The sequence below is a fragment of the Streptomyces coeruleofuscus genome (assembly GCF_039532725.1).
Taxonomy (GTDB): domain Bacteria; phylum Actinomycetota; class Actinomycetes; order Streptomycetales; family Streptomycetaceae; genus Streptomyces; species Streptomyces coeruleofuscus.
This window is the reverse complement of the sequence record NZ_BAAASE010000005.1, coordinates 856,889-881,766: the sequence shown is the minus strand read 5'-3', so window position 1 is coordinate 881,766 and position 24,878 is coordinate 856,889. Positions and strand designations below refer to the sequence as shown.

At 69.6% G+C, this 24,878-nt stretch carries 21 protein-coding genes, 1 rRNA gene, 1 pseudogene and 1 riboswitch; of the genes and pseudogenes, 16 read left to right on the top strand and 7 right to left on the bottom strand.

The window, feature by feature from the left end:
* Positions 1 to 10 precede the first annotated feature (10 nt).
* The 11 genes from rrf to ABFX81_RS23400 all read left to right on the top strand — a co-directional run bounded on the left by rrf (position 11) and on the right by ABFX81_RS23400 (position 10,685).
* A 5S ribosomal RNA gene (rrf, locus tag ABFX81_RS23450) occupies positions 11 to 127 on the top strand.
* Between the two features lie 109 nt (positions 128 to 236).
* The gene (clsA, locus tag ABFX81_RS23445) at positions 237 to 845 is read left to right on the top strand and encodes a cardiolipin synthase ClsA (protein WP_059416752.1); all 609 of its coding nucleotides are present in this window, start codon (positions 237 to 239) and stop codon (positions 843 to 845) included.
* Positions 846 to 960: 115 nt separating this feature from the next.
* Positions 961 to 3,456, top strand: a complete 2,496-nt coding sequence (locus ABFX81_RS23440; RefSeq protein WP_086855237.1) for a mannose-1-phosphate guanyltransferase — start codon at positions 961 to 963, stop codon at positions 3,454 to 3,456.
* A 107-nt stretch (positions 3,457 to 3,563) separates the two neighbouring features.
* Complete coding sequence (locus ABFX81_RS23435; RefSeq protein ID WP_428837206.1) at positions 3,564 to 4,469, top strand: DUF881 domain-containing protein; 906 nt, start codon at positions 3,564 to 3,566, stop codon at positions 4,467 to 4,469.
* Positions 4,466 to 4,798 carry a small basic family protein gene (locus tag ABFX81_RS23430; protein ID WP_003988855.1) on the top strand — a complete coding sequence of 111 codons (333 nt, stop codon included), beginning with the start codon at positions 4,466 to 4,468 and terminating at the stop codon, positions 4,796 to 4,798. Before ABFX81_RS23435 ends, ABFX81_RS23430 begins: the two co-directional genes overlap by 4 nt.
* Positions 4,799 to 4,803: 5 nt before the next feature.
* Positions 4,804 to 5,787 carry a DUF881 domain-containing protein gene (locus tag ABFX81_RS23425; RefSeq protein ID WP_346138596.1) on the top strand — a complete coding sequence of 328 codons (984 nt, stop codon included), beginning with the start codon at positions 4,804 to 4,806 and terminating at the stop codon, positions 5,785 to 5,787.
* A 61-nt stretch (positions 5,788 to 5,848) separates the two neighbouring features.
* Positions 5,849 to 6,802, top strand: coding sequence for an FHA domain-containing protein (locus tag ABFX81_RS23420; protein WP_086855239.1), 954 nt, complete (start codon positions 5,849 to 5,851; stop codon positions 6,800 to 6,802).
* 51 nt (positions 6,803 to 6,853) lie between these two features.
* The gene (ftsR, locus tag ABFX81_RS23415) at positions 6,854 to 7,588 is read left to right on the top strand and encodes a transcriptional regulator FtsR (protein WP_086855240.1); all 735 of its coding nucleotides are present in this window, start codon (positions 6,854 to 6,856) and stop codon (positions 7,586 to 7,588) included.
* A gap of 84 nt (positions 7,589 to 7,672) precedes the next feature.
* Entirely contained in the window at positions 7,673 to 8,146 is a 474-nt protein-coding gene (locus ABFX81_RS23410) for a bifunctional nuclease family protein (RefSeq protein ID WP_003988851.1), read from the top strand.
* 320 nt (positions 8,147 to 8,466) lie between these two features.
* Complete coding sequence (locus ABFX81_RS23405) at positions 8,467 to 9,150, top strand: MerR family transcriptional regulator (protein WP_346138595.1); 684 nt, start codon at positions 8,467 to 8,469, stop codon at positions 9,148 to 9,150.
* Positions 9,151 to 9,281: 131 nt separating this feature from the next.
* Complete coding sequence (locus ABFX81_RS23400; RefSeq protein WP_086855242.1) at positions 9,282 to 10,685, top strand: DNA polymerase IV; 1,404 nt, start codon at positions 9,282 to 9,284, stop codon at positions 10,683 to 10,685.
* A 45-nt stretch (positions 10,686 to 10,730) separates the two neighbouring features.
* Here ABFX81_RS23400 and ABFX81_RS23395 read toward each other — a convergent pair whose 3' ends face one another.
* Complete coding sequence (locus ABFX81_RS23395) at positions 10,731 to 11,105, bottom strand: PRC-barrel domain-containing protein (protein WP_086855243.1); 375 nt, start codon at positions 11,103 to 11,105, stop codon at positions 10,731 to 10,733.
* A 113-nt stretch (positions 11,106 to 11,218) separates the two neighbouring features.
* Positions 11,219 to 11,314, top strand: a riboswitch (glycine riboswitch).
* 175 nt (positions 11,315 to 11,489) lie between these two features.
* Between ABFX81_RS23395 and gcvP the strand changes: the two genes are divergently transcribed.
* Positions 11,490 to 14,375 (top strand): aminomethyl-transferring glycine dehydrogenase, encoded by a 2,886-nt coding sequence (gene gcvP, locus ABFX81_RS23390; protein ID WP_346138594.1) that lies wholly within the window; start codon positions 11,490 to 11,492, stop codon positions 14,373 to 14,375.
* A 51-nt stretch (positions 14,376 to 14,426) separates the two neighbouring features.
* Here the strand turns inward: gcvP and ABFX81_RS23385 are convergent, their stop codons facing one another.
* The 5 genes from ABFX81_RS23385 to ABFX81_RS23365 form a co-directional block, all read right to left on the bottom strand.
* Positions 14,427 to 14,846 carry a TOBE domain-containing protein gene (locus tag ABFX81_RS23385; protein ID WP_346138593.1) on the bottom strand — a complete coding sequence of 140 codons (420 nt, stop codon included), beginning with the start codon at positions 14,844 to 14,846 and terminating at the stop codon, positions 14,427 to 14,429.
* A gap of 26 nt (positions 14,847 to 14,872) precedes the next feature.
* Complete coding sequence (locus tag ABFX81_RS23380; protein WP_086850451.1) at positions 14,873 to 15,949, bottom strand: ATP-binding cassette domain-containing protein; 1,077 nt, start codon at positions 15,947 to 15,949, stop codon at positions 14,873 to 14,875.
* A 17-nt stretch (positions 15,950 to 15,966) separates the two neighbouring features.
* Positions 15,967 to 16,785, bottom strand: a complete 819-nt coding sequence (gene modB / locus ABFX81_RS23375; protein ID WP_346138609.1) for a molybdate ABC transporter permease subunit — start codon at positions 16,783 to 16,785, stop codon at positions 15,967 to 15,969.
* 8 nt (positions 16,786 to 16,793) lie between these two features.
* The gene (gene modA / locus ABFX81_RS23370; RefSeq protein ID WP_086850453.1) at positions 16,794 to 17,600 is read right to left on the bottom strand and encodes a molybdate ABC transporter substrate-binding protein; all 807 of its coding nucleotides are present in this window, start codon (positions 17,598 to 17,600) and stop codon (positions 16,794 to 16,796) included.
* Positions 17,601 to 17,755: 155 nt separating this feature from the next.
* The gene (locus ABFX81_RS23365) at positions 17,756 to 18,151 is read right to left on the bottom strand and encodes a TOBE domain-containing protein (RefSeq protein ID WP_086850454.1); all 396 of its coding nucleotides are present in this window, start codon (positions 18,149 to 18,151) and stop codon (positions 17,756 to 17,758) included.
* Positions 18,152 to 18,279: 128 nt separating this feature from the next.
* On the opposite strand from ABFX81_RS23365, the gene ABFX81_RS23360 reads away from it, so the two are divergent.
* Entirely contained in the window at positions 18,280 to 18,876 is a 597-nt protein-coding gene (locus ABFX81_RS23360) for a DUF1707 SHOCT-like domain-containing protein (protein WP_086850455.1), read from the top strand.
* A gap of 1 nt (position 18,877) precedes the next feature.
* Here the strand turns inward: ABFX81_RS23360 and ABFX81_RS23355 are convergent.
* Positions 18,878 to 20,856 (bottom strand): annotated as a pseudogene (locus tag ABFX81_RS23355) (APC family permease).
* 869 nt (positions 20,857 to 21,725) lie between these two features.
* On the opposite strand from ABFX81_RS23355, the gene ABFX81_RS23350 reads away from it, so the two are divergent.
* The 3 genes from ABFX81_RS23350 to ABFX81_RS23340 all read left to right on the top strand — a co-directional run bounded on the left by ABFX81_RS23350 (position 21,726) and on the right by ABFX81_RS23340 (position 24,859).
* Positions 21,726 to 23,018 (top strand): extracellular solute-binding protein, encoded by a 1,293-nt coding sequence (locus tag ABFX81_RS23350; RefSeq protein WP_086850459.1) that lies wholly within the window; start codon positions 21,726 to 21,728, stop codon positions 23,016 to 23,018.
* A gap of 6 nt (positions 23,019 to 23,024) precedes the next feature.
* On the top strand, positions 23,025 to 24,023 hold the full coding sequence (locus tag ABFX81_RS23345; protein ID WP_086850456.1) for an ABC transporter permease subunit: 999 nt from the start codon (positions 23,025 to 23,027) through the stop codon (positions 24,021 to 24,023).
* A 71-nt stretch (positions 24,024 to 24,094) separates the two neighbouring features.
* Positions 24,095 to 24,859, top strand: coding sequence for a carbohydrate ABC transporter permease (locus ABFX81_RS23340; protein ID WP_346138608.1), 765 nt, complete (start codon positions 24,095 to 24,097; stop codon positions 24,857 to 24,859).
* Positions 24,860 to 24,878 lie beyond the last annotated feature (19 nt).

Genomic DNA, 24,878 nt, shown 5'->3' with positions numbered 1-24,878 from the left:
TTCATAGTGTTTCGGTGGTTATAGCGTAGGGGAAACGCCCGGTTACATTCCGAACCCGGAAGCTAAGCCTTACAGCGCCGATGGTACTGCAGGGGGGACCCTGTGGGAGAGTAGGACGCCGCCGAACTCCTTTTAGAGCTCTGGCTCTTGGGCGCACAGCCCAAGAGCCAGAGCTTTTTTGCGTTGAGGTAAGGTCAGGGAGCATCGTTGGCTCGTTTCCCACAGGAGGCCCCCGGGTGGAGGTTCAGGAGACTCGCGTCCAGACGGACCGTGTGCTCACCATCCCGAACATCCTCAGCATGGCGCGTCTCGTCGGCGTGCCCCTCTTCCTGTGGTTGATTCTGCGTCCTGAGTTCGGTGGGCCCCAGAGTGACGGTTGGGCCCTTCTGGTACTGGCCCTCAGCGGCGTCAGTGACTACCTGGACGGCAAGCTCGCCCGGCGCTGGAACCAGATCAGCAGCCTCGGCCGGCTTCTCGATCCCGCGGCTGACCGGCTCTATATCCTTTCGACTTTGGTCGGCCTCACCTGGCGAGAGATTCTGCCCCTCTGGTTGACCGCTGCACTTCTGGCGCGGGAGCTGGTGCTGCTGGTGATGGTGGGCATCCTCCGCCGGCACGGCTATCCGCCGCCCCAGGTGAACTTCCTGGGCAAGGCCGCCACCTTCAACTTGATGTATGCCTTCCCGCTGCTCCTGCTCAGTGACGGAAGTGGTTGGATCTCGTCACTGGCTGCTATTTTCGGATGGGCGTTCGCCGGATGGGGTACAACGCTGTACTGGTGGGCAGGAGTCCTCTACGTAGTACAAGTCCGCCGCCTGGTCCGTGCGGACGCCATGCCCGATTGAACTCGCGGATTGCTCCCACCGAAGCGGTGCGTTGGCCCGTGGTGCAAAAGTGCGGGACAATCCTCGCGGGGGAAGTCGGCTAGACCGTCGTCTCTTAGAGGAGGACGCTTCCGACATGAAGGCCGTCGTGATGGCCGGAGGCGAAGGCACGCGCCTTCGCCCCATGACCTCAAGCATGCCCAAGCCGCTCCTGCCCGTGGCCAACCGCCCGATCATGGAGCATGTGCTGCGGCTGCTCAAAAGGCATGGGCTCAACGAAACAGTCGTAACTGTCCAGTTCCTGGCCTCGCTCGTCAAGAACTACTTCGGTGACGGCGAAGAGCTCGGTATGGAGCTCACCTATGCCAATGAGGAGAAGCCACTCGGTACCGCCGGAAGCGTCAAGAATGCCGAAGAGGCGTTGAAGGACGATGCCTTCCTCGTCATCTCAGGCGATGCGCTGACGGATTTCGATCTCACCGAGCTCATCAATTTCCACAAGGAGAAGGGTGCGCTCGTCACGGTCTGTCTGACGCGTGTGCCCAATCCGCTGGAATTCGGCATCACCATTGTCGACGAGGAAGGCAAGGTGGAGCGCTTCCTCGAGAAGCCCACCTGGGGCCAGGTCTTCTCCGACACCGTGAACACCGGCATCTATGTGATGGAGCCCGAGGTCTTCGACTACGTCGAGCCCGATGTGCCCGTCGACTGGTCCGGCGATGTCTTCCCGCAGTTGATGAAGGAAGGCAAGCCGATCTACGGCTACGTGGCGGAGGGGTACTGGGAGGATGTCGGCACCCACGAGAGCTATGTGAAGGCGCAGGCCGACGTCCTGGAGGGCAAGGTCGACGTCGACATCGACGGGTTCGAGATCTCCGCCGGGGTGTGGGTCGCCGAGGGTGCCGAGGTACATCCTGACGCCGTGCTCCGCGGGCCCCTTTACATCGGGGACTACGCGAAGGTCGAGGCCGGAGCCGAAATCCGTGAGCACACCGTCGTGGGCTCCAACGTGGTCGTCAAGAGCGGCGCTTTTCTGCACAAGTCCGTCGTTCACGACAACGTCTACGTGGGGCCGCACAGCAATCTCCGTGGCTGTGTGGTCGGAAAGAACACCGACATCATGCGCGCGGCGCGGATCGAGGACGGGGCGGTCATCGGTGATGAGTGCCTGATCGGTGAAGAATCGATCGTTCAGGGCAATGTGCGGGTCTATCCGTTCAAGACCATCGAAGCCGGTGCCTTCGTCAATACGTCAGTCATCTGGGAATCCAGGGGACAGGCACACCTCTTCGGCGCCCGGGGCGTGTCCGGGATCCTCAACGTGGAGATCACGCCGGAGCTGGCGGTACGGCTCGCCGGCGCCTATGCGACGACGCTGAAGAAGGGCTCGACCGTCACCACGGCGCGCGACCACTCGCGTGGTGCCCGTGCGCTGAAGCGGGCGGTGATCTCGGCGTTGCAGGCCAGTGCCATCGACGTACGGGACCTGGAGAACGTGCCGCTGCCGGTGGCCCGGCAGCAGACGGCCCGGGGCAGTGCGGGCGGGATCATGATCCGGACCACGCCCGGGGTGCAGGATTCCGTCGACATCATGTTTTTCGACGGGCAGGGCGCGGACCTGTCGCAGGGCAGCCAGCGGAAGCTGGACCGGGTGTTCGCGCGGCAGGAGTACCGGCGTGCGTTCCCCGGGGAGATCGGTGACCTGCACTTCCCGGCGAGTGTCTTCGACTCGTACACCGGGTCGCTGCTGCGGAACGTCGACACGACCGGGATCGCGGACTCCGGCCTGAAGGTGGTCGTGGACGCGTCCAACGGAAGTGCGGGACTGGTGCTGCCGAGCCTGCTCGGGAAGCTCGGTGTCGACTCGCTGACGATCAATCCCGGTCTCGACGAGTCCAGGCCGACGGAGACGGCCGACATGCGGCGGTCGGGGATGGTGCGTCTCGGGGAGATCGTGGCGTCCTCGGGTGCCGCCTTCGGGGTGCGGTTCGATCCCGTCGGTGAGCGGCTGTCCCTCGTCGACGAGAAGGGGCGCATCATCGAGGACGACCGGGCGCTGCTCGTGATGCTCGACCTCATCGCGGCCGAGCGGCGCAGCGGCAGGGTCGCGCTGCCGGTGACCACGACCCGGATCGCCGAGCAGGTGGCGGCGTACCACGGGACCCAGGTCGAGTGGACGACCACGTCCCCCGACGACCTCACGCGCGTCGGTGGTGAGGAAGGGACGATCTTCGGTGGTGACGGCAAGGGCGGCTTCATCGTCCCCGAGTTCAGCAGCGTGTACGACGCCACAGCGGCCTTCGTACGGCTCATCGGGCTCGTGGCGCGGACGCAGCTCACGCTGAGCCAGATCGACGCGCGGATCCCGCGGGCGCACGTCCTGAAGCGAGACCTGGCGACTCCGTGGGCAGTCAAGGGGCTCGTGATGCGGCGGGTCGTCGAGGCGGCCGGAGACCGGTTCGTGGACACCACGGACGGCGTGCGTGTGGTGGAGACGGACGGCCGTTGGGTGATGGTGCTGCCCGACCCGGCCGAAGCCGTCACCCACCTGTGGGCCGAGGGGCCGGACGACGCCTCCGCGCAGGCCCTGCTGGACGAGTGGTCGGCCGTCGTGGACAGCGCCGGCCGGTAGAACGGCCTGCACGCGTGCGTGCCGGACAAGTGTCCTCAACGGGGCCTGTCCGGCACGCCGGTGGGGCCGTTCGGAGGTAGTGGCCGCGACGTGCGACGATGTGCGGCATGCCGCAGCAACCCCCCATTCGGAGCACACCGACGCGGCCCGGGCGCCCGGACGCGTCCATGTCGTTGCTCACCAACGTCATGGACCACAGCCTCGACGACGGATATGCCGAGGCGGCCGCGCGGAAGAAGGCCGCGGGCGACGCCGGCATGCCGAAGACGCTCAGGGCGAAGCTGGGGCTGGCCGCCGGTCTGGTGCTCGCGGCCCTCGTCGTGACCGTGGGAGCGGCGCAGGCACGGGTCGCCGCTCCGGTCGTCGCCAAGGAGCGCGAGGAACTGGTCGACCGGATCGATCGGGAGACCGAGGCGGCGGACAAGCTGGAGGACTCCGTCGACCGGCTGCGCGCGGACGTGAGCGCGCGACAGCGGGAGGCGCTGAAGCACAGCGGTGGCAGCGCCGAGTCTGAGATCGTGAGCATCCTGTCGGGCGCCACGGCGGTGCACGGCCCCGGTGTGAAGCTGGTCGTGAACGACGCCAAGGACGCCGGTTCGGGCGGTGACGGCGACCCGCGCGAGACCACCGGGTTCTCCGACACCGGCCGGGTGCGCGACCGGGACATGCAGCGCGTGGTCAACGGACTGTGGGAGTCGGGCGCCGAGGCCGTCTCCATCAACGGGCAGCGGCTGACGGCCCTGTCCGCGATCAGGGCCGCGGGGGACGCGATACTGGTCGACAACAAGCCGCTGGTGCCGCCGTACACGGTGCTCGCGGTGGGGGACGGGCAGCGGCTGAGCACTCGGTTCCAGGACAGCGCGGACGGGCTGTATCTGAACGCGCTCCAGGAGAGTTACGGCATCAGGACAGGCATCTCCGTGGAGGACGACCTGCGGCTGCCTGCCGCGCCGAGTGTGATCGTACGTACAGCACAGCCGAGCATTGAGAAGAGCGAGAAGGGCACATCGTGATCGCCGTACTGGGCCTCGTCGTGGGAGTCGTGGCCGGCCTGTTGGTCCGGCCTGAGGTTCCGGCGGTGGTCGAGCCTTATCTGCCGATCGCTGTCGTGGCGGCGCTCGACGCCGTCTTCGGCGGCCTGCGGGCCATGCTCGACGGCATCTTCGACGACAAGGTCTTCGTGGTGTCGTTCCTGTCGAACGTGGTGGTGGCCGCGTTGATCGTGTTCCTGGGGGACAAGCTGGGCGTGGGCGCCCAGCTGTCCACCGGTGTGGTGGTCGTCCTCGGTATCCGGATCTTCTCCAACGCCGCGGCGATCCGCCGGCACGTGTTCCGGGCGTGAGGCCGATGAGCGAGCACGACGACAAGCGCCCCGAGGAGAACGGCGACACGCGCGCGGACCAGCGCGGCGGGAACGGCGAGTCCGGGAACCGGCTGCGCAGGGAACTGCCCCAAGAGGTGTCCGCGTCGGTGCCCGCTGCCCGGGACGCCCCGGACAAGGACGCCCCGGACCAGGACGCCTCGGACCAGCACCACCCTGAATCGGGAGCGGTACCGGTGCCCGAACCGGAGGTGGTCCCCGAGCCCGAGCCCGACTCCGAGCCGCAGCTGACCGGACGGCAGCGGCTGGTGAAGGGGCTGTGGCCGCCGCGGGTCTCACGGGCCCAGTTCATCGTCGCGGTGCTGCTGTTCGGCCTGGGGTTCGGGCTGGCCGTGCAGGTGGCCTCGAACAGCGACAGTGACAGCGCGCTGCGCGGGGCGCGTCAGGAAGATCTTGTCCGCATCCTCGATGAACTGGATGACCGTACGCAGCGTCTTGAGGACGAGAAGCAGGGCCTCGAGAAGCAGCGTGACGAGCTGGAGAACAGCTCGGACCAGGCCGAGGAGGCCCGGAAGCAGACCATCGAGAAGGAGAGGCAACTCGGCATCCTGGCGGGCACGGTGGCCGCGCAGGGGCCCGGCATCACCATGACCATCGAGGACACGAAGGGGACGGTCGAAGCGGACATGCTGCTCGACGCGGTCCAGGAGCTGCGCGCGGCGGGTGCCGAGGCGATCCAGGTGAACGGCGTGCGGGTCGTCGCGGGCACGTATCTGACGGACTCCGGCAAGGGTGTGAGCGTCGACGGGAACAAGATCAACGCGCCCTATCGTTTCAAGGTCATCGGCAAGCCGCAGGACCTCGAGCCGGCGCTCAACATCCCCGGAGGCGTGGTGCAGACTCTCGAGAAGGAACAGGCCACGGTCACCATCGAGCGGTCGACCAAGATCGTCGTGGACGCCTTGCGGGCGGTGAAGCGGCCTGACTACGCTCGGTCGTCCTCCCAGTGAAGCGGGGGTGCATGGGCGACGTCGGGCGAGGGCATGAGGTTGCGGGGGGTCGGCGCACCGATTGGGTGGTGCGTGGTGGAAACTGTCTGGTGCAGACGGACGTTGTCAGGATGTCCGGGTCGGTCAGAGTGTTCAGTCAGGGTTCGTCCTGCCCCACGGGCGGGTCTGTTTCGGTCAAGGGGAATCGCCCGTGAAGTTGTTTGCGAAGTTGTTCGGCAAGAGCGCGCGAGAAGGCAGCGACAACGCGACCGCCCGCCATCGCGCACAGCCTGACGCGGAGGGCCAGCGGCCGCTGTTCCGGGACCAGGTCGGTGGCCCGGGCGGTGACGTTTCCGGAGGTCAGGGCGCGCCGTCGGTTGACCCTGCGCAGCCCGGCGGCATAGGTTTCGGGCAACCGTCAACCTCAGGTACGGGTGGTGGGTTTTCCGACCCGTATGCGTCCAATGCCCCCGGTGGGCAGCCGCGGCAGGAGGATCCGATGTCGGCCCTGGTGTGTACGAGGTGCGGTAACCGCAACGCGGAGAACAGCCGCTTCTGCTCGAACTGCGGCGCGCCGCTGCGGGCGGGGGCGACGCCGGAGCGTCCGTCCGAGACGACCTCCACGATCTCCATCTCCGGTCTCGAGGCCTACGACAGCGAGACGACCGGACAGACGCCGATGCCGACGCTGTCCCCCGAGGCGCAGGCGGCCGTCGACGCGCTGCCGCTGGGGTCCGCGCTCCTGGTCGTGCGCCGCGGGCCGAACTCGGGCAGCCGCTTCCTGCTGGACGGCGATCTGACCACGGCCGGGCGCCATCCGCAGAGCGACATCTTCCTGGACGACGTGACCGTCTCCCGGCGTCATGTGGAGTTCCGCCGAGGTCAGGACGGTTCCTTCACGGTGGCCGACGTGGGCAGCCTGAACGGCACGTACGTGAACCGCGAGCGGATCGACCAGGTCGCCCTGAACAACGGCGACGAGGTGCAGATCGGCAAGTACCGGCTGGTCTTCTACGCCAGCCAGCGGGGCTACTGACCGGATTCCGTCCGGGGAACCCCGCGAAGGTCCGTCCGTCAGGGAAGGTCCATGCTTCAAACACCGAGCGGCGGTGCCGGGCACGGCGCCGCCGCCACGGACAGGCTGATGAGCATCGGCACGGTGCTGAACGTGCTGCGCGACGAGTTTCCCGAAGTCACCATCTCCAAGATCCGTTTCCTGGAGGCTGAGGGGCTCATCGAGCCGCAGCGGACTCCGTCGGGATATCGCAAGTTCAGCGCACACGACGTCGAGCGTCTCGGGCACGTCCTGAGGATGCAGCGGGACCACTATCTGCCCCTGAAGGTGATCCGCGAGCACCTGGAGGCCATGGAGCGCGGTGAGGCCGTCCAGCTGCCGGCGCTGGGGCGTCAGCGTGACGGCGACACGGTGCCCGAGACTTCCGAGGCGCCCACGGCGGCCAGGATCGGGCGCGAGGAGCTGCTCGCCGCCGCCGGTGTCGGCGAGGAGGAGCTCAGGGAGTGGGAGTCGTACGGGCTCGTCACCCCGCTGGAGAACGGCGTGTACGACGCCGAGGCGGCCACGGTGGCCTCGCTGATCGCCGAGTTGGGGCGCTTCGGGATCGAGCCGCGGCACCTGCGGGTGATGAAGGCCGCCGCCGACCGCGAGGCCGGGCTCGTGGACCAGGTGGTGGCCCCGTTGAAGCGGCACCGGAATCCGCAGACCAGGGCTCATGCGGAGGACCGCACCAGGGAGCTGGCGGGGCTCACGGTGAAGCTGCACGCCGCTCTGGTGCAGACGGCGCTCGGGGTCCGGCTGCCCTGAGACGGCTGGTCGCGGAGGGCCGGATCAGGCACCCGTTCCCGGCCCGACTACCCAAACATCCCGAGCACGGCCTAGGGTTACTGTGTGAACGAGCTCGATGTCGTAGGTGTCCGGGTGGAAATGCCCTCCAACCAACCGATCGTGCTGCTGCGTGAAGTGGGAGGCGACCGTTACCTCCCCATCTGGATCGGACCGGGGGAGGCGACGGCGATCGCCTTCGCCCAGCAGGGCATGGCTCCTGCGCGGCCGCTGACCCACGACCTGTTCAAGGACGTGCTGGAAGCCGTCGGCCAGGAGCTCACTGAAGTGCGCATCACGGACCTGCGTGAGGGCGTCTTCTACGCGGAGCTGGTCTTCGCCAGCGGCGTCGAGGTGAGCGCCCGCCCGTCCGACGCCATAGCGCTGGCCCTGCGCACCGGTACGCCGATCTACGGCAGTGACACGGTGCTCGACGACGCCGGTATCGCGATCCCGGACGAGCAGGAGGACGAAGTGGAGAAGTTCCGCGAGTTCCTCGACCAGATCTCCCCGGAGGACTTCGGCAGCAGTAGCCAGTGAGCTCCGCATTCCGGTAAGAGCCGGATGGCGAGGAGTATCAGTGGTCGGTGAGACGTCTGGGCGGCCCGGCGGACGATGTGGTCCGCGGCGGGGCCGCCCGCCGCATGTACGGCGGGCGGGCGAATTGCCCGCATGTGCCGCAGGCGAGTGAGAGCGTCACACGGCCCGTATCGGAGGCATTCGGCTAGCCTTTCCCCGCGGTGGGGCACGGGAAACCACTCTTAGGGTGATTATCACTCGGCGTGGCGAGTGTGGCGATCGTTGACGCACCCCTGGTGACTGCCTACCGTCGAGAAGGCAGGTCAAGGACGGAGGTCGGCGTGAGAAGCAGCGGCGACGGTACGGCTGGGGGCGGCCCCGAGCGCAGTCTCAGGGCGAGCGGTCCGTACCCTCCCCCGGGCTCACGGCTCCGCCCGAGCGGGGGGTGTCCCCAGCCCGGCGGCGTGGCTGATCACGCTCCGCAGCGACCGACGGCCGTGCCGAGCAGCGGAGGGACGACGTCCATGGCGTCCGAGCAGATCGGCTATCGCGGGCCCACGGCCTGCGCGGCCGCCGGCATCACCTACCGGCAGCTGGACTACTGGGCCCGCACGGGCCTCGTCGAGCCGAGCGTGCGTCCCGCCTACGGGTCGGGGACGCAGCGGCTGTACAGCTTCCGGGACGTCGTCGTCCTGAAGATCGTCAAGCGGTTCCTCGACACCGGGGTCTCGCTCCAGAACATCCGCACGGCCGTCCAGCATCTCCGAGAACGCGGTTTCCGCGACCTGGAGCGGATGACGCTGATGAGCGACGGGGCGACGGTCTACGAGTGCACCTCGCCGGACGAGGTCCACGCCCTGCTCCAAGGGGGCCAGGGCGTCTTCGGGATCGCCGTGGGCGTGGTGTGGCGGGATGTCGAGAGCGCACTGTCCCAGCTGCACGGGGAGCGGATCGACACCGGCGAGACGCTGGTCGGGTCCAACCCGGGGGACGAGCTGGCGCGGCGGCGGAACCGGGCCGTCTGAGCGTCCGGCGGTGCGGTGCCCCTGCGGTCGTTGCGAGCGGGACGCTTCCGCGCCGGACTGAAAGCGGTTTCCCCGGAGGCGTCGGGGCGGTTGTCCGGGCGTTGTCAGTGGCGTAGGGCAGCATCGGAGATGTGAGAACCGCGCCCACGATCCTGCATCTCGACATGGATGCCTTCTTCGCCTCGGTGGAGCAGGCGTCCAAGCCGAGTCTGCGCGGGAAGGCCGTCGTCGTGGGCGGGCTGGGGCCGCGGGGCGTCGTGGCCACGGCGTCGTACGAGGCCAGGGTCTTCGGTGTGCATTCGGCGATGCCTATGGGGCAGGCCAGGCGACTCGCGCCCAACGCCGCGTATCTCGTGCCGCGCTTCGGCTTCTACAAGGCGATCAGCGAGCGGGTGATGGAGCTGCTGCGGGTGTTGTCGCCGCTGGTGGAGCCGCTGAGCCTGGACGAGGCGTTCGTGGACCTGGAGGCCGGGGGAGCGGCCTGGGACGAGCAGTCGGCGCGGCTGGTCGGGGCGCGGCTGCGCGCGGACATACGCGCCGTCACGGGGCTCACGGGCTCGGTCGGGCTCGCCGCCTCCAAGATGCTGGCGAAGATCGCCTCGGAGCAGGCCAAGCCCGACGGGCTGGTGGTGATCGAGCCGGGGACCGAGCGGGCGATGCTGGGGCCCATGTCGGTGCGGACACTGCCGGGGGTCGGGCCGGCGACGGGCGACCATCTGCGCCGGGCCGGGATCACCACGATCGAGGAGATCGTCGAGGCGGGCGAGGACGAACTGGTCCGGCTGCTGGGGAAGTCGCACGGGCACGGCCTGTACGCCATGGCGCTCGCGCGGGACGACCGGCCGGTGGTGGCGGAGCGGGAGGCGAAGTCGGTGTCGGTCGAGGACACCTACGACGTGGACATCCACGACCGGGTGCGGGTCGGTCTCGAGGTGCAGCGGCTCGCCGACCGGTGCGTGCGGCGGCTGCGCGGGGCCGGCCTGTCCGGGCGAACGATCGTGCTGAAGGTGCGGCGGTACGACTTCTCGACGCTCACCCGGTCCGAGACGCTGCGCGGTCCGACGGACGATCCCGCGGTGATCCGCGAGGCGGCGGCCCGGTTGCTCGACTCGGTCGACACGACGGGCGGTGTGCGGCTGCTCGGAGTGGGTGTCAGCGGGCTCGCCGACTACACCCAGGAGGATCTCTTCGCGCAGGCGGCGGGGGAGCGGACGGAGGCGCGGGGGCCCGTCGAGGAGCCTGCCGCGGCGCCGGCCGAGGAGCAGCCGGCGCTCGCCGAGCGGCGGTGGCCCGCCGGGCACGACGTGCGGCACGCCGCGTTCGGGCACGGGTGGGTGCAGGGCAGCGGTCTGGGGCGGGTCACCGTGCGGTTCGAGACGCCCGGCTCGGAGCCCGGGCGGGTGCGCACCTTCCGGGTCGACGATCCGGATCTGGAGCCCGCGGATCCATTGCCGTTGGTTTTATCGAGACCGGAGGGCGGCCGCGGGCCGGAGGGCGGGTCCGGAGCTGTGGGGCTGCGGTCCGCCGCTCCTTAGACGGCTGGACGGCCGGGCGGCTTGGCTGGAGGGCTTGGCGGTGCTTCAAGCCGTCTCGTCCGTGCCTGCCAGTTTGCCGAAGTCGTGGTCCGCGAGCGGGGTAGGTGCGGCGACGTCCAGGCCGTAGTGGTGGTAGAGCTGGAGTTCCTGTTCCGGGGACAGGTGGCGGCCCACGCCGAAATCGGGGGCGTCCTTGATCAGGGCGCGCTCGAAGGGCACGTGAAGGGCGCCGTCGATCAGCTCACTCGGCTCGAGTGGGACGAAAGCGTCCCGGCTGAACAAGCCGGTCCGTATGGCCGCCCACTCCGGTTCGCCGGTGGCGTCGTCGAGGTAGACCTCGTCGATCGTGCCGATCCTGGTTCCGTTGCGGTCGAACGCCTTGCGGCCGATCAGGTTGCGCGGATCGATATCGGTTCGCACGGGCCCTCCACGTGGTCGCAACTCATCCGTAAACACCACAAAACGGCACAATCGGGGAGGCGGCCACTCGAAGGTACGTGCGTTGGCCGCGCTGGTACGCTGGCAGCGGCTGCTGACCCCGTGCGGGAGAGTCCTCCAGACACCATCGGAGGCGCCGAAGGAGCAAATCCTCCCCGGAATCTCTCAGGCTCACGTACCGCACGGACGAGGTCACTCTGGAAAGCAGAGCGGGTGTCGACGGCTTCCGCTCTCACCGACGGTGAAAGCCGGAGGCCTTCGGGCGATCCGGTGAAGCTCTCAGGTCGAGATGACAGAGGGGGAGGCCGTTCGGGTACCCGTGCCGTGGTGCCCCTCGAAGGTCGTGTCGACCAGGAGGCCTCCGTAATGACCGCCCACCGCATTCCGCTCTCCGAGCTCGAAGAGGCAGTTCCCTTCGAGCAGCGCCACATCGGCCCCGACCACGAGGCCCGCGCCAAGATGCTCGCGCAGGTCGGCTACGGCTCGCTGGACGAGCTCACGGCCGCAGCGGTCCCGGCCGTGATCAAGAGCGCCGAGGCGCTGGACCTGCCGGGTGCCCGCAGCGAGGCCGAGGTGATCGCCGAGCTGCGCTCCCTCGCCGACCGCAACCAGGTCCTCGACTCCATGATCGGGATCGGGTACCACGGCACCTTCACGCCGCCGGTCATCATGCGCAACGTCATGGAGAACCCGGCCTGGTACACGGCCTACACGCCGTACCAGCCGGAGATCTCGCAGGGACGGCTCGAGGCGCTGCTCAACTTCCAGACCATGGTCGCCGACCTGACCGGACTGCCGACATCCGGTGCCTCGCTGCTCGACGAGGGCACCGCGGCCGCCGAGGCCATGGCGTTGTCGCGGCGGCTCGGCAAGAACAAGAGGGGCCTGTTCCTGGTCGACGCGGACGCGCTGCCGCAGACCATCGCCGTCATCCAGACCCGGGCCGAGCCGGCCGGCGTCGAGGTAGTCGTCGCCGACCTCGGCGAGGGCATCCCCGCCGGAATCGCCGACCGCGAGATCAACGGCGTGCTGATCCAGTACCCGGGCGCCTCCGGAGCCGTACGGGACATCAAGCCGGTCATCGACCAGGCGCACGAGCTCGGGGCGCTCGTCACCGTCGCCGCCGATCTGCTCGCGCTGACGCTGCTGAAGTCGCCCGGTGAGCTCGGCGCGGACATCGCCGTCGGGACGACGCAGCGCTTCGGTGTGCCGATGGGCTTCGGCGGTCCCCACGCCGGCTACATGGCGGTCCAGGAGAAGATGGCGCGCAGCCTGCCCGGGCGGCTCGTCGGCGTGTCCGTGGACGCCGACGGGAACAGGGCGTACCGGCTGGCTCTCCAGACGCGTGAGCAGCACATTCGCCGCGAGAAGGCCACCAGCAACATCTGCACAGCCCAGGTGCTGCTCGCCGTCATGGCCGGCATGTACGCCGTCTACCACGGCCCGGAGGGCCTGAAGGGCATCGCGCGGCGCACCCACCGGTACGCCACGGTTCTCGCCGCCGGACTCGCGAACGGCGGGGTCGAGGTCGTGCACGGCTCCTACTTCGACACGCTGACCGTGCGCGTCGAGGGCCGGGCCGCCGACGTCGTGGCCGCCGCGCGGGAGAACGGAGTCAACCTCCGTCTCGTCGACGCCGACCACGTCTCGATCGCCTGCGACGAGACCACCACGCGGGCCCAGCTGCGTGCCGTATGGGCCGCCTTCGGTGTCGAGGGGGTCATCGAGGCGCTGGACGCGGCCACCGAGGACGGGCTTCCCGGCGCGCTGCTGCGGACCGACGAGTACCTGACGCACCCCGTCTTCCACCAGCACCGCTCCGAGACGGCCATGCTGCGCTACCTGCGCCGGCTGGCCGACCGCGACTACGCGCTCGACCGGGGCATGATCCCGCTGGGCTCCTGCACCATGAAGCTCAACGCGACCACGGAGATGGAGCCGGTCACCTGGCCCGAGTTCGGGCAGCTGCACCCCTTCGCGCCCGCCGAGCAGGCCGGGGGCTACCTCACGCTCATCCACGAGCTGGAGGACCGTCTCGCCGAGGTCACCGGGTACGACAAGGTGTCCCTCCAGCCGAACGCCGGGTCGCAGGGCGAGCTGGCCGGTCTGCTCGCCGTACGCGGGTACCACCGGGCCAACGGGGACGAGCAGCGCACGGTGTGCCTGATCCCGTCGTCCGCGCACGGGACCAACGCCGCCAGCGCGGTGATGGCGGGCATGAAGGTCGTAGTCGTGAAGACCGCCGAGGACGGCGAGATCGACGTCGAGGACCTGCGGGCGAAGATCGAGCAGTACCGCGACGAGCTGTCGGTGCTGATGATCACCTACCCGTCCACCCACGGTGTGTTCGAGGAGCACGTCGCCGACATCTGCGCGCAGGTGCACGAGGCGGGCGGGCAGGTCTACGTCGACGGGGCCAACCTCAACGCGCTCGTGGGGCTCGCCAAGCCGGGGCACTTCGGCGGTGACGTCTCGCACCTGAACCTGCACAAGACCTTCTGCATCCCGCACGGCGGCGGTGGTCCCGGCGTCGGTCCGGTGGCGGTGCGTGAGCACCTCGCGCCGTACCTGCCCAACCACCCGCTCCAGCCCGAGGCGGGCCCGGAGACGGGGGTCGGCCCCATCTCCGCGGCACCGTGGGGTTCCGCCGGGATCCTGCCGATCTCCTGGGCGTACGTCCGGCTCATGGGCGGCGAGGGGCTGAAGCGGGCCACGCAGGTCGCGGTGCTCAGCGCCAACTACATCGCCAAGCGGCTGGAGCCGCACTACCCCGTGCTCTACACCGGTCCCGGCGGGCTCGTCGCGCACGAGTGCATCATCGACCTGCGGCCGCTGACCAAGGCGACCGGTGTGAGCGTCGACGACGTCGCCAAGCGGCTGATCGACTACGGCTTCCACGCGCCGACGATGTCGTTCCCGGTGGCCGGGACGCTGATGATCGAGCCGACCGAGTCGGAGGACCTGGCCGAGCTGGACCGGTTCTGCGAGGCGATGATCGCCATCCGGGCGGAGATCGAGAAGGTCGGCTCCGGAGCGTGGCCCGCTGACGACAACCCGCTGCGGGGCGCCCCGCACACCGCCGGGACGCTCGCCGGGGACTGGGAGCACGCCTACAGCCGTGAGGAGGCCGTCTTCCCGGCCGGGGTCTCGGTCGCCGACAAGTACTGGCCGCCGGTGCGCCGGATCGACCAGGCCTTCGGTGACCGGAACCTGGTCTGCTCCTGCCCGCCGCTGGACGCGTACGAGGACTGACCTGCCGGATCGGTCGCAGGGGAGGGGCTCCGCGGTGCGGGGCCCCTCCCGTCATTCGGCGGCGAGGGACACCTCGGTCGACTTGATCAGGGCGACGACGGGGGTCCCCGCCGACAGGGCGAGGTCGTCGGCGGCGTCCCTGGTGATCGCGGCGGTCAGCTCGCCGCCCTCGACGGTGACCCGGACGGACGCCATGGCGTCGCCGGTCGCGATGTCCGTGACCGTGCCGGGGAGCCGGTTGCGGATGGACAGGCCCTCGACGGGGGCGGTGGCCAGCGAGACCTCCGTCGACTTCACCAGGGCGCGCACGGCGGCGCCCGGCGCGAGACCGAGGTCGTCCGCCGCCTCGCGGGTGATCGCCGCGGTGAGGGCCTGGCCGCCGGTGAGGCGGACCCTGACCGTCGCCATGACCTCGCCCGGCGTGACGGCGGTGACGGTGCCGGGCAGCTGGTTGCGGATGCTCAGGCTCATGGGGGCACGGTAGCCCGGCGAGTACCTTATGCCGGGTATGCGTGCGTTTGCGTCGCCTTGACCGTCGCCCAGACCGGGGCGCCGGGATGCAGGTCGAGTTCGGCCGCGGCGACCGTGGTGAGGTCGGCGGTCAGAGGGAGTTCGCCGGTGAGGTCCGCTCGGATCTGGTCGCCGTGCGTCTCCAGTCCGGTGACCTCGCAGTGCCAGAGGTTGCGGGCGCTGGAGCCCGTGGGACGGTCGCGGTACAGGGTCACCGCCCCGGGCGGGAACGCCACGAAGACCGGGCCGGAGAGCTCTTCCGTGGTCGTGATGGCCGGGCCCGCGTCGAGCCGGACGGCGTGGCCCTCGGCCAGTCCCCGGTAGAGGTTGAGGCCGACGAGCCGGGCGATGTAGTCCGTGCGGGGGTGGCGGGCGATGTGGGAGGGCGCGCCCTCCTGGACGACGTGGCCGTGCTCGACGACGACCAGGCGGTCGGCCAGCACCATGGCGTCCAGCGGGTCGTGCGTGACGAGGACGGCCACGGCCTCGAACTCGGCGAGGTGGCGCCGGAGCTGAGCACGCACCTCCAGACGGGTGCGGGCGTCGAGCGCGGCGAGGGGTTCGTCCAGGAGCAGCAGCCGGGGCCGGGTGGCCAGGGCCCGGGCCACGGCCACGCGCTGGGCCTGACCACCGGAGAGACGGCGGGGCTTGGCGCCGGCGTGGTCGGCCAGGCCCATACGGTCCAGCCATACGGCGGCCCGGGCACGGGCCTCGGCCTTGCTCGCGCCCCGGCAGCGCGGACCGAAGGCGACGTTGTCCAGGGCGGTCAGATGGGGGAAGAGCAGGTAGTCCTGGAAGACGACGCCGACGGGGCGGGACTCGGGCGGCATGGCGTCCAGCCGGGTGCCGTCCAGCCGTAGGTGACCCGACGTGAGGGGCGTGAGCCCCGCGAGGGCGCGCAGGGCCGTCGTCTTGCCGGCGCCGTTCGGGCCGAGCAGGGCGACGACGTCCCCGGGGGCGGCGGTGAGTGCGACGTCCAGGCGGAAGGTGCCGCGGTCGACGACGAGGTGGGCGTCGAGGCCTTCGGTGAGGACGCCGGTCGTGGTGCCGTCGAGGTCGGTCATGAGGGTTCGTCCAGGGGTCAGGAGGCCGTCATCCAGCGGTCTCGCAGCGCTGCCAGTACGGCGATGGACACCGCCAGCAGGACCAGGCTGAGGGCGATCGCCGCTGCCGGGTCGTTCTGGAGGGCCAGGTAGACCGCCAGGGGCATGGTCTGGGTGCGGCCCGGGAAGTTGCCCGCGAAGGTGATCGTCGCGCCGAACTCGCCCAGGGCCCGGGCCCAGGCCAGTACGGCACCGGCCGCGATGCCGGGTGCGATCAGCGGCAGGGTGACCCGGCGGAACGCGGTGAAGCGGGAGGCGCCCAGGGTGGCGGCCGCCTCCTCGTAGCGCGGGTCGGCGGCGCGCAGGGTGCCCTCCACGCTGATGACGAGGAACGGCATCGCCACGAACGTCTCGGCGAGGACGACACCCGTCGTGGTGAAGGGCAGGGTGATCCCGAACCAGGAGTCGAGCCACTGTCCGATGACGCCGTTGCGTCCGAAGGCGAGCAGCAGGGCCACGCCGCCCACCACCGGCGGCAGTACCAACGGCAGTGTCACCAGGGCCCGTACGAAGCCCCGGCCGGGGAACCGCGTGCGGGCCAGCAGCCAGGCCAGGGGCACGCCGACGACGAGGCTCAGCACCGTCGCCGCCGTGGCGCACAGGAGTGACAGCCGGAGTGCATCCCACACCTCGGCGCTCGTCAACTGCTCGGGGAGGCTGCGCCAGGGCGCCCGTACGAGCAGGGCGATCAGGGGAAGGAGCAGGAACGCCAGGCCGACCAGGGCGGGCACCAGCAGGGGAATCGGCACCGGCCGGCTCCGACCGCGGTGGCGATCGCGGCGGGGTCGGCTCTCCAGGGTGTCGGTCACGGCTCGAGGAACCCGGCCCGGGACAGCACCTTCTGGCCCTCGGCGGACCTCACCAGTGCCATGAACGCCTTCGCCGTCCCGGGGTTGGGGGCGTTCTTGAGCAGGGCTATCGGATAGTCGTTGACGGCCTGGGCCGACTCGGGGAAGTCCACGCCCTCCACCTTGTCACCCGCCGCCCGCACGTCGGTCTTGTAGACGACGGCGGCGTCGGCCTCCTTCAGCTCCACCTTGGTCAGGGCGCTCTTGACGTCCTGCTCGTACGAGACGGGGGTGAGCTTCACACCGCCGGCGTCCAGCGCCTTCCGGGCGGCGGTACCGCACGGCACGCTCTCGTCGCACAGGACGACCTTCAGGCCGGGCTTGGTGAGGTCTTTGAGGGAGGAGATCCGGGCGGGGTTGCCCGGCAGCGTGGCGATCTCCAGCCGGTTGCGGACGAAGGTGGCCGGCGAGCCCGCCGCGTCCTGCCTGTCCGTCACGATCTCCATGGTCTTGGTGCTGGCGGCGGCGAAGACATCGGCCGGGGCGCCGCCGGTGATGCTGGCGGCGAGGGTGTCGCTGCCGCCGAAGTTGAAGGTGACCTTCGTGCCCGGGTGCTCCTTCTCGAACCGCTCGCCCAGGGTCTTGAAGCTCTCCTCCAGGGAGGCCGCGGCGAAGACCGTGACCGTGCCGGAGGGTTTCGCCGAGGAGGAGCCCGCGTCCGTGCCCGGGTCGGACGAGGAGCAGGCGCTCAGAGTCAGCAGCGCGGCCGCGGACGCACCGGCGACCTGGAGGATCCGGCGTGTCCGGTGCGCGGAACGGGTCATCTCGGGGCCACTCCCTCTGTGCGCGGTGGAAGAGCCCGCAGGGACCCTCCAGTACGCCGATCATACTGGCGCATCTGCGAGGTGGAAGTCTGCTGTGGCATCGCATGAGCCAGGATGAAGGGGCCTCTGGGTGCGTATGTGCGTTCCTACGGGCCTCAGGTACGGTCGATGTGGACGTTCGTCGACTTCACACGGGCCGTCGCCTCCATACCGACCTCCAGGCCCAGTTCCTCGACGGCCTCGCGGGTGAGCAGGGAGACCAGCCGGTGCGGGCCGGCTTGGATCTCCACCTGGGCGGCGACGTCACCGAGCTTGATCGCGGTGACGATGCCGGGGAAGGCGTTGCGGGCCGAGGTGTACGGGGTGTCCTCCTCGACGGTGCCGGACCTGGCGAGTTCGACCGAGAAGGCGGCCAGGTCCCGTCCGTCGACGAGCCGCCGTCCGGCCTCGTCGCGATGGGTGGTGATGCGGCCCGCGTCCGCCCAGCGCCGGGCGGTGTCCGGGCTCACTCCGAGCAGTCGTGCTGCCTGGCCGATCGTGTAGGACTGCATGCCGGTCACGATAGGGGCGCGGGGCGGGAACGGCGGATGCGGGGTTGGCCGTTGGGTATAACGCGATATAGCGTTAGTCGTCGAGTGGGTGGGCCGTGTGCCGCGCCCGGGGAGATCGGGGACATGTGATGGCGGGGGACCTCTCGCGTACCGGCGGAGCGCTCGAGATGAGGGCCTCGCACGCGGACCGGGACCGGATCGTGGACGTGCTGCGCGTCGCCGCGGGTGATGGCCGGCTGACCTCGGAGGAGCTCGACGAGCGGCTGGAGGCCGCGCTGTCCGCCCGTACGGTGGGCGAGCTGGCCGTGCTGACCGTGGATCTGCCCGAGGTGGTGGGCGAGATTCCCGTCGAGGACCAGGAGGTCGTCCGGATCGAGCAGGAGGGGTCCTCGACCCGGCGTGGTGACGGCTGGGTGGTGCCCCGGCGCCTGGAGATCCGATCGGCCTGGGGCGAGGTGACGCTCGACTTCACCGACGCGGTGATCACGCGGGACACACTGCACATCGACCTGGACATGCGGGCCGGCGCCCTGAAGCTGCTGACCCGGCCGGGGGTCGTGGTGGACACCGGCGCGCTGGTGACGAACTACTCCCAGATCAAGGCGCGTCGGGCCGCCGACGCCCCGGTCGTGCTGCGCGTGCGGATCACCGGCGAGATCGATTACGGGCAGATCGTGGTCCGTCCGCCCCGAAGGGGCTTCGGCCGGCGCAGACCGACGGCCTGACTCAGCCCACGTGCACCTTCGGCCGTCGCTTGCGGTCCGGTTCCGCCTCGCGCAGGACCTCGCGGGTCACGGGGGCGACCTCGCCCTGGCCGAACAGGAAGAAGCGCAGGAGGTTGGCGAAGGGGCCGCCTTCGGTCCACTCGAAGTAGATGTGCGGGGTGCGGCCGGTCAGGTCGCGGACGTACAGGAGGAGCGCGGCGAGGGCGTTGGGGACGGAGGCGGACTCCAGGGTCAGGACGCGGTAGCGGCCGTGGAGCACCTCGCCGCGTACGGCCAGGCCCGCCTCGAAATCGGACGGGTCGGTGACCGTCACCTCGACGAAGACGAAGTCCTCCTGTCCGGGCACGTCGTTGTCGTGCCGGATCTGCTCGATCTTGTCGCGGTACTCCCGGATGTCGCGCCGGTCGGGCTCATTGGCGATGAACCGCATCCTGCGGCTGGCCATGTCCCGGACGAAACGTTCCGCCATGGGGTCGAGCGTCACGCTGGTCACGCGGAGCTCGAACGACCGGGCCAGCCGTGACAGCAGGGAGACGAGGATGATGCCGGCGATGAAGCAGGCGCCGATCTTCACGCCGTCCGGGCGCTCGATGACGTTCGCCACGGTCGTGTAGAGGAACACCGCGGAGATGACCGCGAAGGCGATGGTCCAGTTCCGCTGCCCGGCCTTGTGGGCGGCGATGGTCACCGCGATCGCGGCGGAGCTGATGAGGACCAGCACACCGGTGGCGTAGGCGCCGCCCTGCGCGTTGACGTCGGCGTCGAAGATCCAGGTGACCAGGAAGGCGATCAGGGTGAAGACGATGACCATGGGGCGGACGGCCCTGGCCCAGTGCGGGGCCATGCCGTAGCGGGGCAGGTAGCGCGGCATCAGATTGAGCAGACCTGCCATCGCGGAGGCGCCGCGAACCACAGGATGGCGATCGTCGAGATGTCGTAGACGGTGCCGAAGGCGTTGCCCAGGTAGTCGTGCGCCAGATAGGCCAGCGCGCGTCCGTTGGCCTGGCCGCCCGCCTCGAACTCCTTCTCGGGGATGAGGAGGGTGGTGATGAAGCTGGTGGTGATCAGAAAGCCGCTCATGATGAGGGCGGCCGTGGTGAGCAGCTTCTTCGTGTCGCGGATGCGGCCGGTCGGCCGTTCCTCCGTGTCGTCCGGGTCGCCCTTGACGTGCGGCATCACGGCGACGCCGGTCTCGAACCCGGACAGCCCGAGCGCCAGTTTCGGGAAGACGAGCAGGGCCACACCGACCATGACGAAGACATTGCCGTGCTGGGTGGTGAGGGCACCGGCCCAGTCGGTGACGACATGGCCCGCGGTGACCACGTGGTAGAGGCCGACGGCCACCACGACCACGTTGAGCGCGAGGTAGGCGCCCACCAGGGCGACCGCGACGCCGATCGCCTCCAGGAAGCCCTTGAGGAACACCGCGCCGAGCAGCGCCACCAGGACGAGCGTGATCAGCAGCTGCTTGTCGTGCAGGACGCCGGTCAGATGCGGGTTCTCCACGAGGTGGGTGGAGGCGTCGGCTGCCGACAGGGTGATGGTGATCAGGAAGTCGGTTGCGGCGAAGCCCAGCAGGGTCAGCACGAACAGCTTGCCCTGCCAGAAGGAGAGCAGCCGCTCCAGCATCGCGATCGAGCCCTCGCCGTGCGGGCTCTCCTCGGCCACCCGGCGGTAGACCGGCAGGGCGCCCGCCAGGGTGACGATCACCAGCACGATCGTCGCGACCGGTGAGAGCAGTCCGGCGGCGAGAGCCGCGATGCCCGGCTGGTAGCCGAGGGTGGAGAAGTAGTCGACACCGGTCAGGCACATCACGCGCCACCAGGGCTGCCCCTTGTGCGGGGGCTCCGGTTCGGCATGGGGGCCGGTGTGGCCGCCGCCCTTGCCCATGTCGGACAGGCCCTGAAGCATCCAGGCGCGCACGCGGCTGGGTGGAGCGGGCTCCGTACGGCTCGGTGGCGGGTGCTCAGTGGTGGCCATCGACGTGCTCCCGATGTGCGGTTCAGCGTGGTTCCGGCCATCACTGGACGGCCGCATCAGCGTAAGCGGAGCGTGATGCGATGGCCTGTGGATGAGGGTGCTGAGCGCGTCAAGCTTCCGTTAAGACTGGGCGCGGGGGCGTTCGGAAGGCAGGCGTGGTGCGTCAAAGCGCGAGTTGAGAGGCTGTTGGTCGGTCGCGGAGTCGCGCATCCCCTGCGTGCGGGCAGTGGTGTGCGCCCACCGAGAGCTGAACACCCTGCGTGATCGTGCAGCGTCGGCGGCGGGGCACTGGCTTCCTGTGGCCGAAGTCCGGTGACATCCACAGCACGGCTTCGTAACGTTCGCCAGATGATCCGAATGTTTCGTCACCTTGGCCGGACGGCGTCGGCGCATGGCACCCCGACTGCCGGGGTGCGGCCCGCCTCGACCCTGAGGCGCCCGCTGCGATCCGGAGGGCGGGCACGGAGTCAGTCGTACCGTCCGCCGTCACCCGCGGGCCAGGAGGCTACCGGCATCCAAGCCGGCGGACCGGACACTCCCGTCTTCTCGCTCGGCGATACGGCGACGCGATCGCCGAACTCGCGGCCGTTACCGGTCCGCAGAGGTCCCCGGAGGCGCGGCCTTCGCAGCTTCGAGTGCGCCCCCGCCTCCTCCGACAGCACCGTCCGGAAGGCGGCGGAGACCCGCAGTTCGGCCGAGCGTCCCCCAGGACCCGTGCGTCGGCGGCAGATTCACCGTGCACAAGGGGTTGCCACCGTTTGGCGCCTGTCTCTAGGGTGCGGCATCAACGAAGCTTTCTGGATCTCTTCCGAAACTTTCGATCCAGTGGACGGACGCGGGAGCGCCGTCCCGTACCCAAGGAGCGCATGATGGGCGACCCGGCACTGTCCCGCCGCGGCTTCCTGGCGGCCTCCGCCGCAGCCGGTCTCGGAATGACGACACTGAGCGCATGCGGCGGGGACTCGGACGGAGGGTCGTCGGGGACGACCACGATCGAGTGGTGGAACATCTCCACCACCGAGCCGGCCAAGACCGTCTGGGCCGCCCTCGCCCGGAAGTTCGAGGCGCAGAACCCCAAGGTCAAGATAAAAATCGTCCAGATGGAGAACGACGCCTTCAAGTCGAAGATGACGGCCCTGACTTCCTCCGGGAAGCTCCCCGACATCTTCCACACCTGGGGCGGCGGCGTGCTCAAGCAACAGGTCGACGCCGGACTCGTCGAGGACCTCACGGACCGGACCAAGCCTTGGGGCGACGCCCTGCTCCCGGTCGCCAAGGAGCCGTACCTGATCGACGACAAGGTTTACGGCATCCCGTTCGACATCGGCATGATCGGCTTCTGGTACAACAAGGCGCTCTTCGCGAAGGCCGGCATCAGCGCGCCCCCGACCACCTGGAGCGGTTTCCTCGACGCCGTGCGCAAGCTGAAGTCCGCCGGTGTCACGCCCCTGGCGCTGGCCGGCAAGGAGAAGTGGCCCGGCATGTACTACTGGGCCTACCTGGCGATGCGCACCGCCGGCGCCGGGGCCCTGGAGAAGGCCTACGCCGACAAGGACTTCACCGGCGCCCCCTTCCTCGAGGCGGGAGAGCACCTCAAGGAACTCGTCGGCCTCCAGCCGTTCCAGAAGGGCTACCTCGGCGCCGCCTACTCCAGCCCCACCGGCCAGGCCGCCGCCGTCGGCAACGGCAAGGCGGCCATGGAACTCATGGGCCAGTGGGCCCCCGTGGTGCAGGCCGACGCGGGCAAGGGCCTCGGCAAGGACCTCGGGTTCTTCCCGTTCCCCGCGGTCGAGGGCGGCAAGGGCGCCCTCACCGAGGTGTTCGGCGGAGGCGGCGGGCACGCTCTGCGCCGGGGCGCCCCGCAGGAGGCCGTCGACTTCCTGAAGTTCTTCGCGTCCGAGGCCACCGACCTGGAACTGGTCAAGAAGACCGGCACCCTGCCCGTGGTACCGGGGGCCGAGAGCGCCATCGCCGACCCCAACATCAAGGCCGTACAGGAGCAGTTGAAGAAGGCCACCGGCTTCCAGCTCTACCTCGACCAGGCGTACGCGCCCGCCGTCGGCCAGGAGGTCAACGACAGCGTCGCCGCGCTCATCGCCGGGTCGAAGTCGCCCGGGCAGGTCGCCCAGTCGATCACGAAGACCGCGAAGGAAGAGCAGTAACCGGCGATGACCTCCACGTACCTGCCGGACAAACGGACCGGCCGCGACGCCGGCCCGCCGCCCCCGGCCAAGGACCGGGCCCGGAGCCGGGCCCGGCGGCGGACGCTGAACTGGCTGACCGCGACGGGCTTCCAACTGCCCGCCCTGGTGCTGTTCATGGGGCTCGTGCTGCTGCCGATGCTGTTCGCGCTGTACGCCGCGTTCTTCCGCTGGGGCGGCTTCGGCATGCCCACCGACTACATCGGCGGCGAGAACTTCACCCGGCTCTTCCAGGACGAGGTCTTCCTGGGCGACCTGTGGCGCTGCCTGGGCCTCGTCGTGCTGTCGCTCGTCGTCCAACTGCCGTTCGCGCTCGCCATGGCCGTCCTGCTCAACCAGCGGATGCGCGGCCGGGCGGTCTACCGGATGCTGTTCTTCGCTCCGTACGTCCTGTCCGAGGCCATCACCGGAATCCTCTTCGGCATGATCTTCGCCCCGGACGACGGCTTCGCCGACCAGGTCCTCGGCAAGGTCGGACTGGACGGACTGGGCGGGGAGTGGTTCGCCGATCCGTCCACCGTCATGGCGACCCTGTTCCTCGTCATGACCTGGAAGTACTTCGGCTTCCACATGATGCTGTACCTGGCCGGGCTCCAGGCCGTCCCCAGGGAGCTGACGGAGGCGGCCCTCATCGACGGGGCCGGACCCTGGCAGCGCTTCCGCAACGTGACGTTGCCGCTGCTCGCGCCCACCCTGCGCATCAGCGTCTTCCTGTCGGTCATCGGTGCCATCCAGCTCTTCGACCTGGTGTGGGTGACCACCGCCGGCGGACCGGACCACCACTCCGAGACCATGGCCGTGACCATGTTCCAGTACGGGTTCAAGCGCTACCAGGTCGGCTACGCCAGCGCGATCAGCGTGGTCATGTTCGGCATCAGTCTCGTCTTCGCCCTCGCCTACCAGCGGTTCGTGCTCCGGCGCGACCTGGAGGGGGCCACCACGACCATGCGGGGAGACGGAAAGTGACGCACAGTCGGACATCCCGCAGGGGCCGGAATCTCCCTCTGCACCTCGTCCTGGTCCTCGTCGGCGCGGTCATGGCCGTCCCCCTGGTCTACGCCGCGCTCTCCGGTTTCAAGTCCACCGACGAGCTCTCCCGCAACCCGGTCGGTCTGCCCGAGTCGTGGGTGACCTCCAACTACACCCAGATCCTCGGCTCGGGGGACTTCTGGCGGCTGATCGGCAACAGCACGCTGATCGCGGTGGGCACGACCGTCCTGGTCGTGGCGGTCTCCGCGCTGTCGGCCTTCTCCTTCGCGCGGTTCGCCTTCCGCGGCCGGGAGGTGCTGTTCACGCTGTTCACGATGGGGCTGATGTTCCCGTTCGCGGTGGCGGCCCTGCCGCTGTTCCTGCTGCTGCGCTCCCTGGGCCTGCTGGACAATCCGCTCGGCGTGATCCTCCCGCAGGCGGCCTTCGGACTGCCGATGACCATCATCATCCTGCGCGGCTTCTTCCGGCAGATCCCCGGCGAGCTGGAGGAGGCGGCGACGCTCGACGGATGCAGCTCGTTCGGGTTCTTCTGGCGGGTGCTGCTGCCCATGGCGCGGCCCGCGCTCGGCACCGTCTCCGTACTGGCCGTCGTCACCAGCTGGAACAACTTCTTCCTTCCGCTGCTGGTGTTCACCGAGGCGCAGTGGTGGACGCTGCCGATCGGTGTGCAGCAGTTCCAGGGGCAGTACTCCGCGGAGTACGCCAAGGTCTTCGCCTATCTGGTGCTGGCCATGGTTCCCGCTCTCGCCTTCTACTCGGTCGCCGAGCGTCAGCTCGTCGGCGGCCTCACCGCCGGCGCGACGAAGGGCTGACGCGCGCCGCGGACGTACG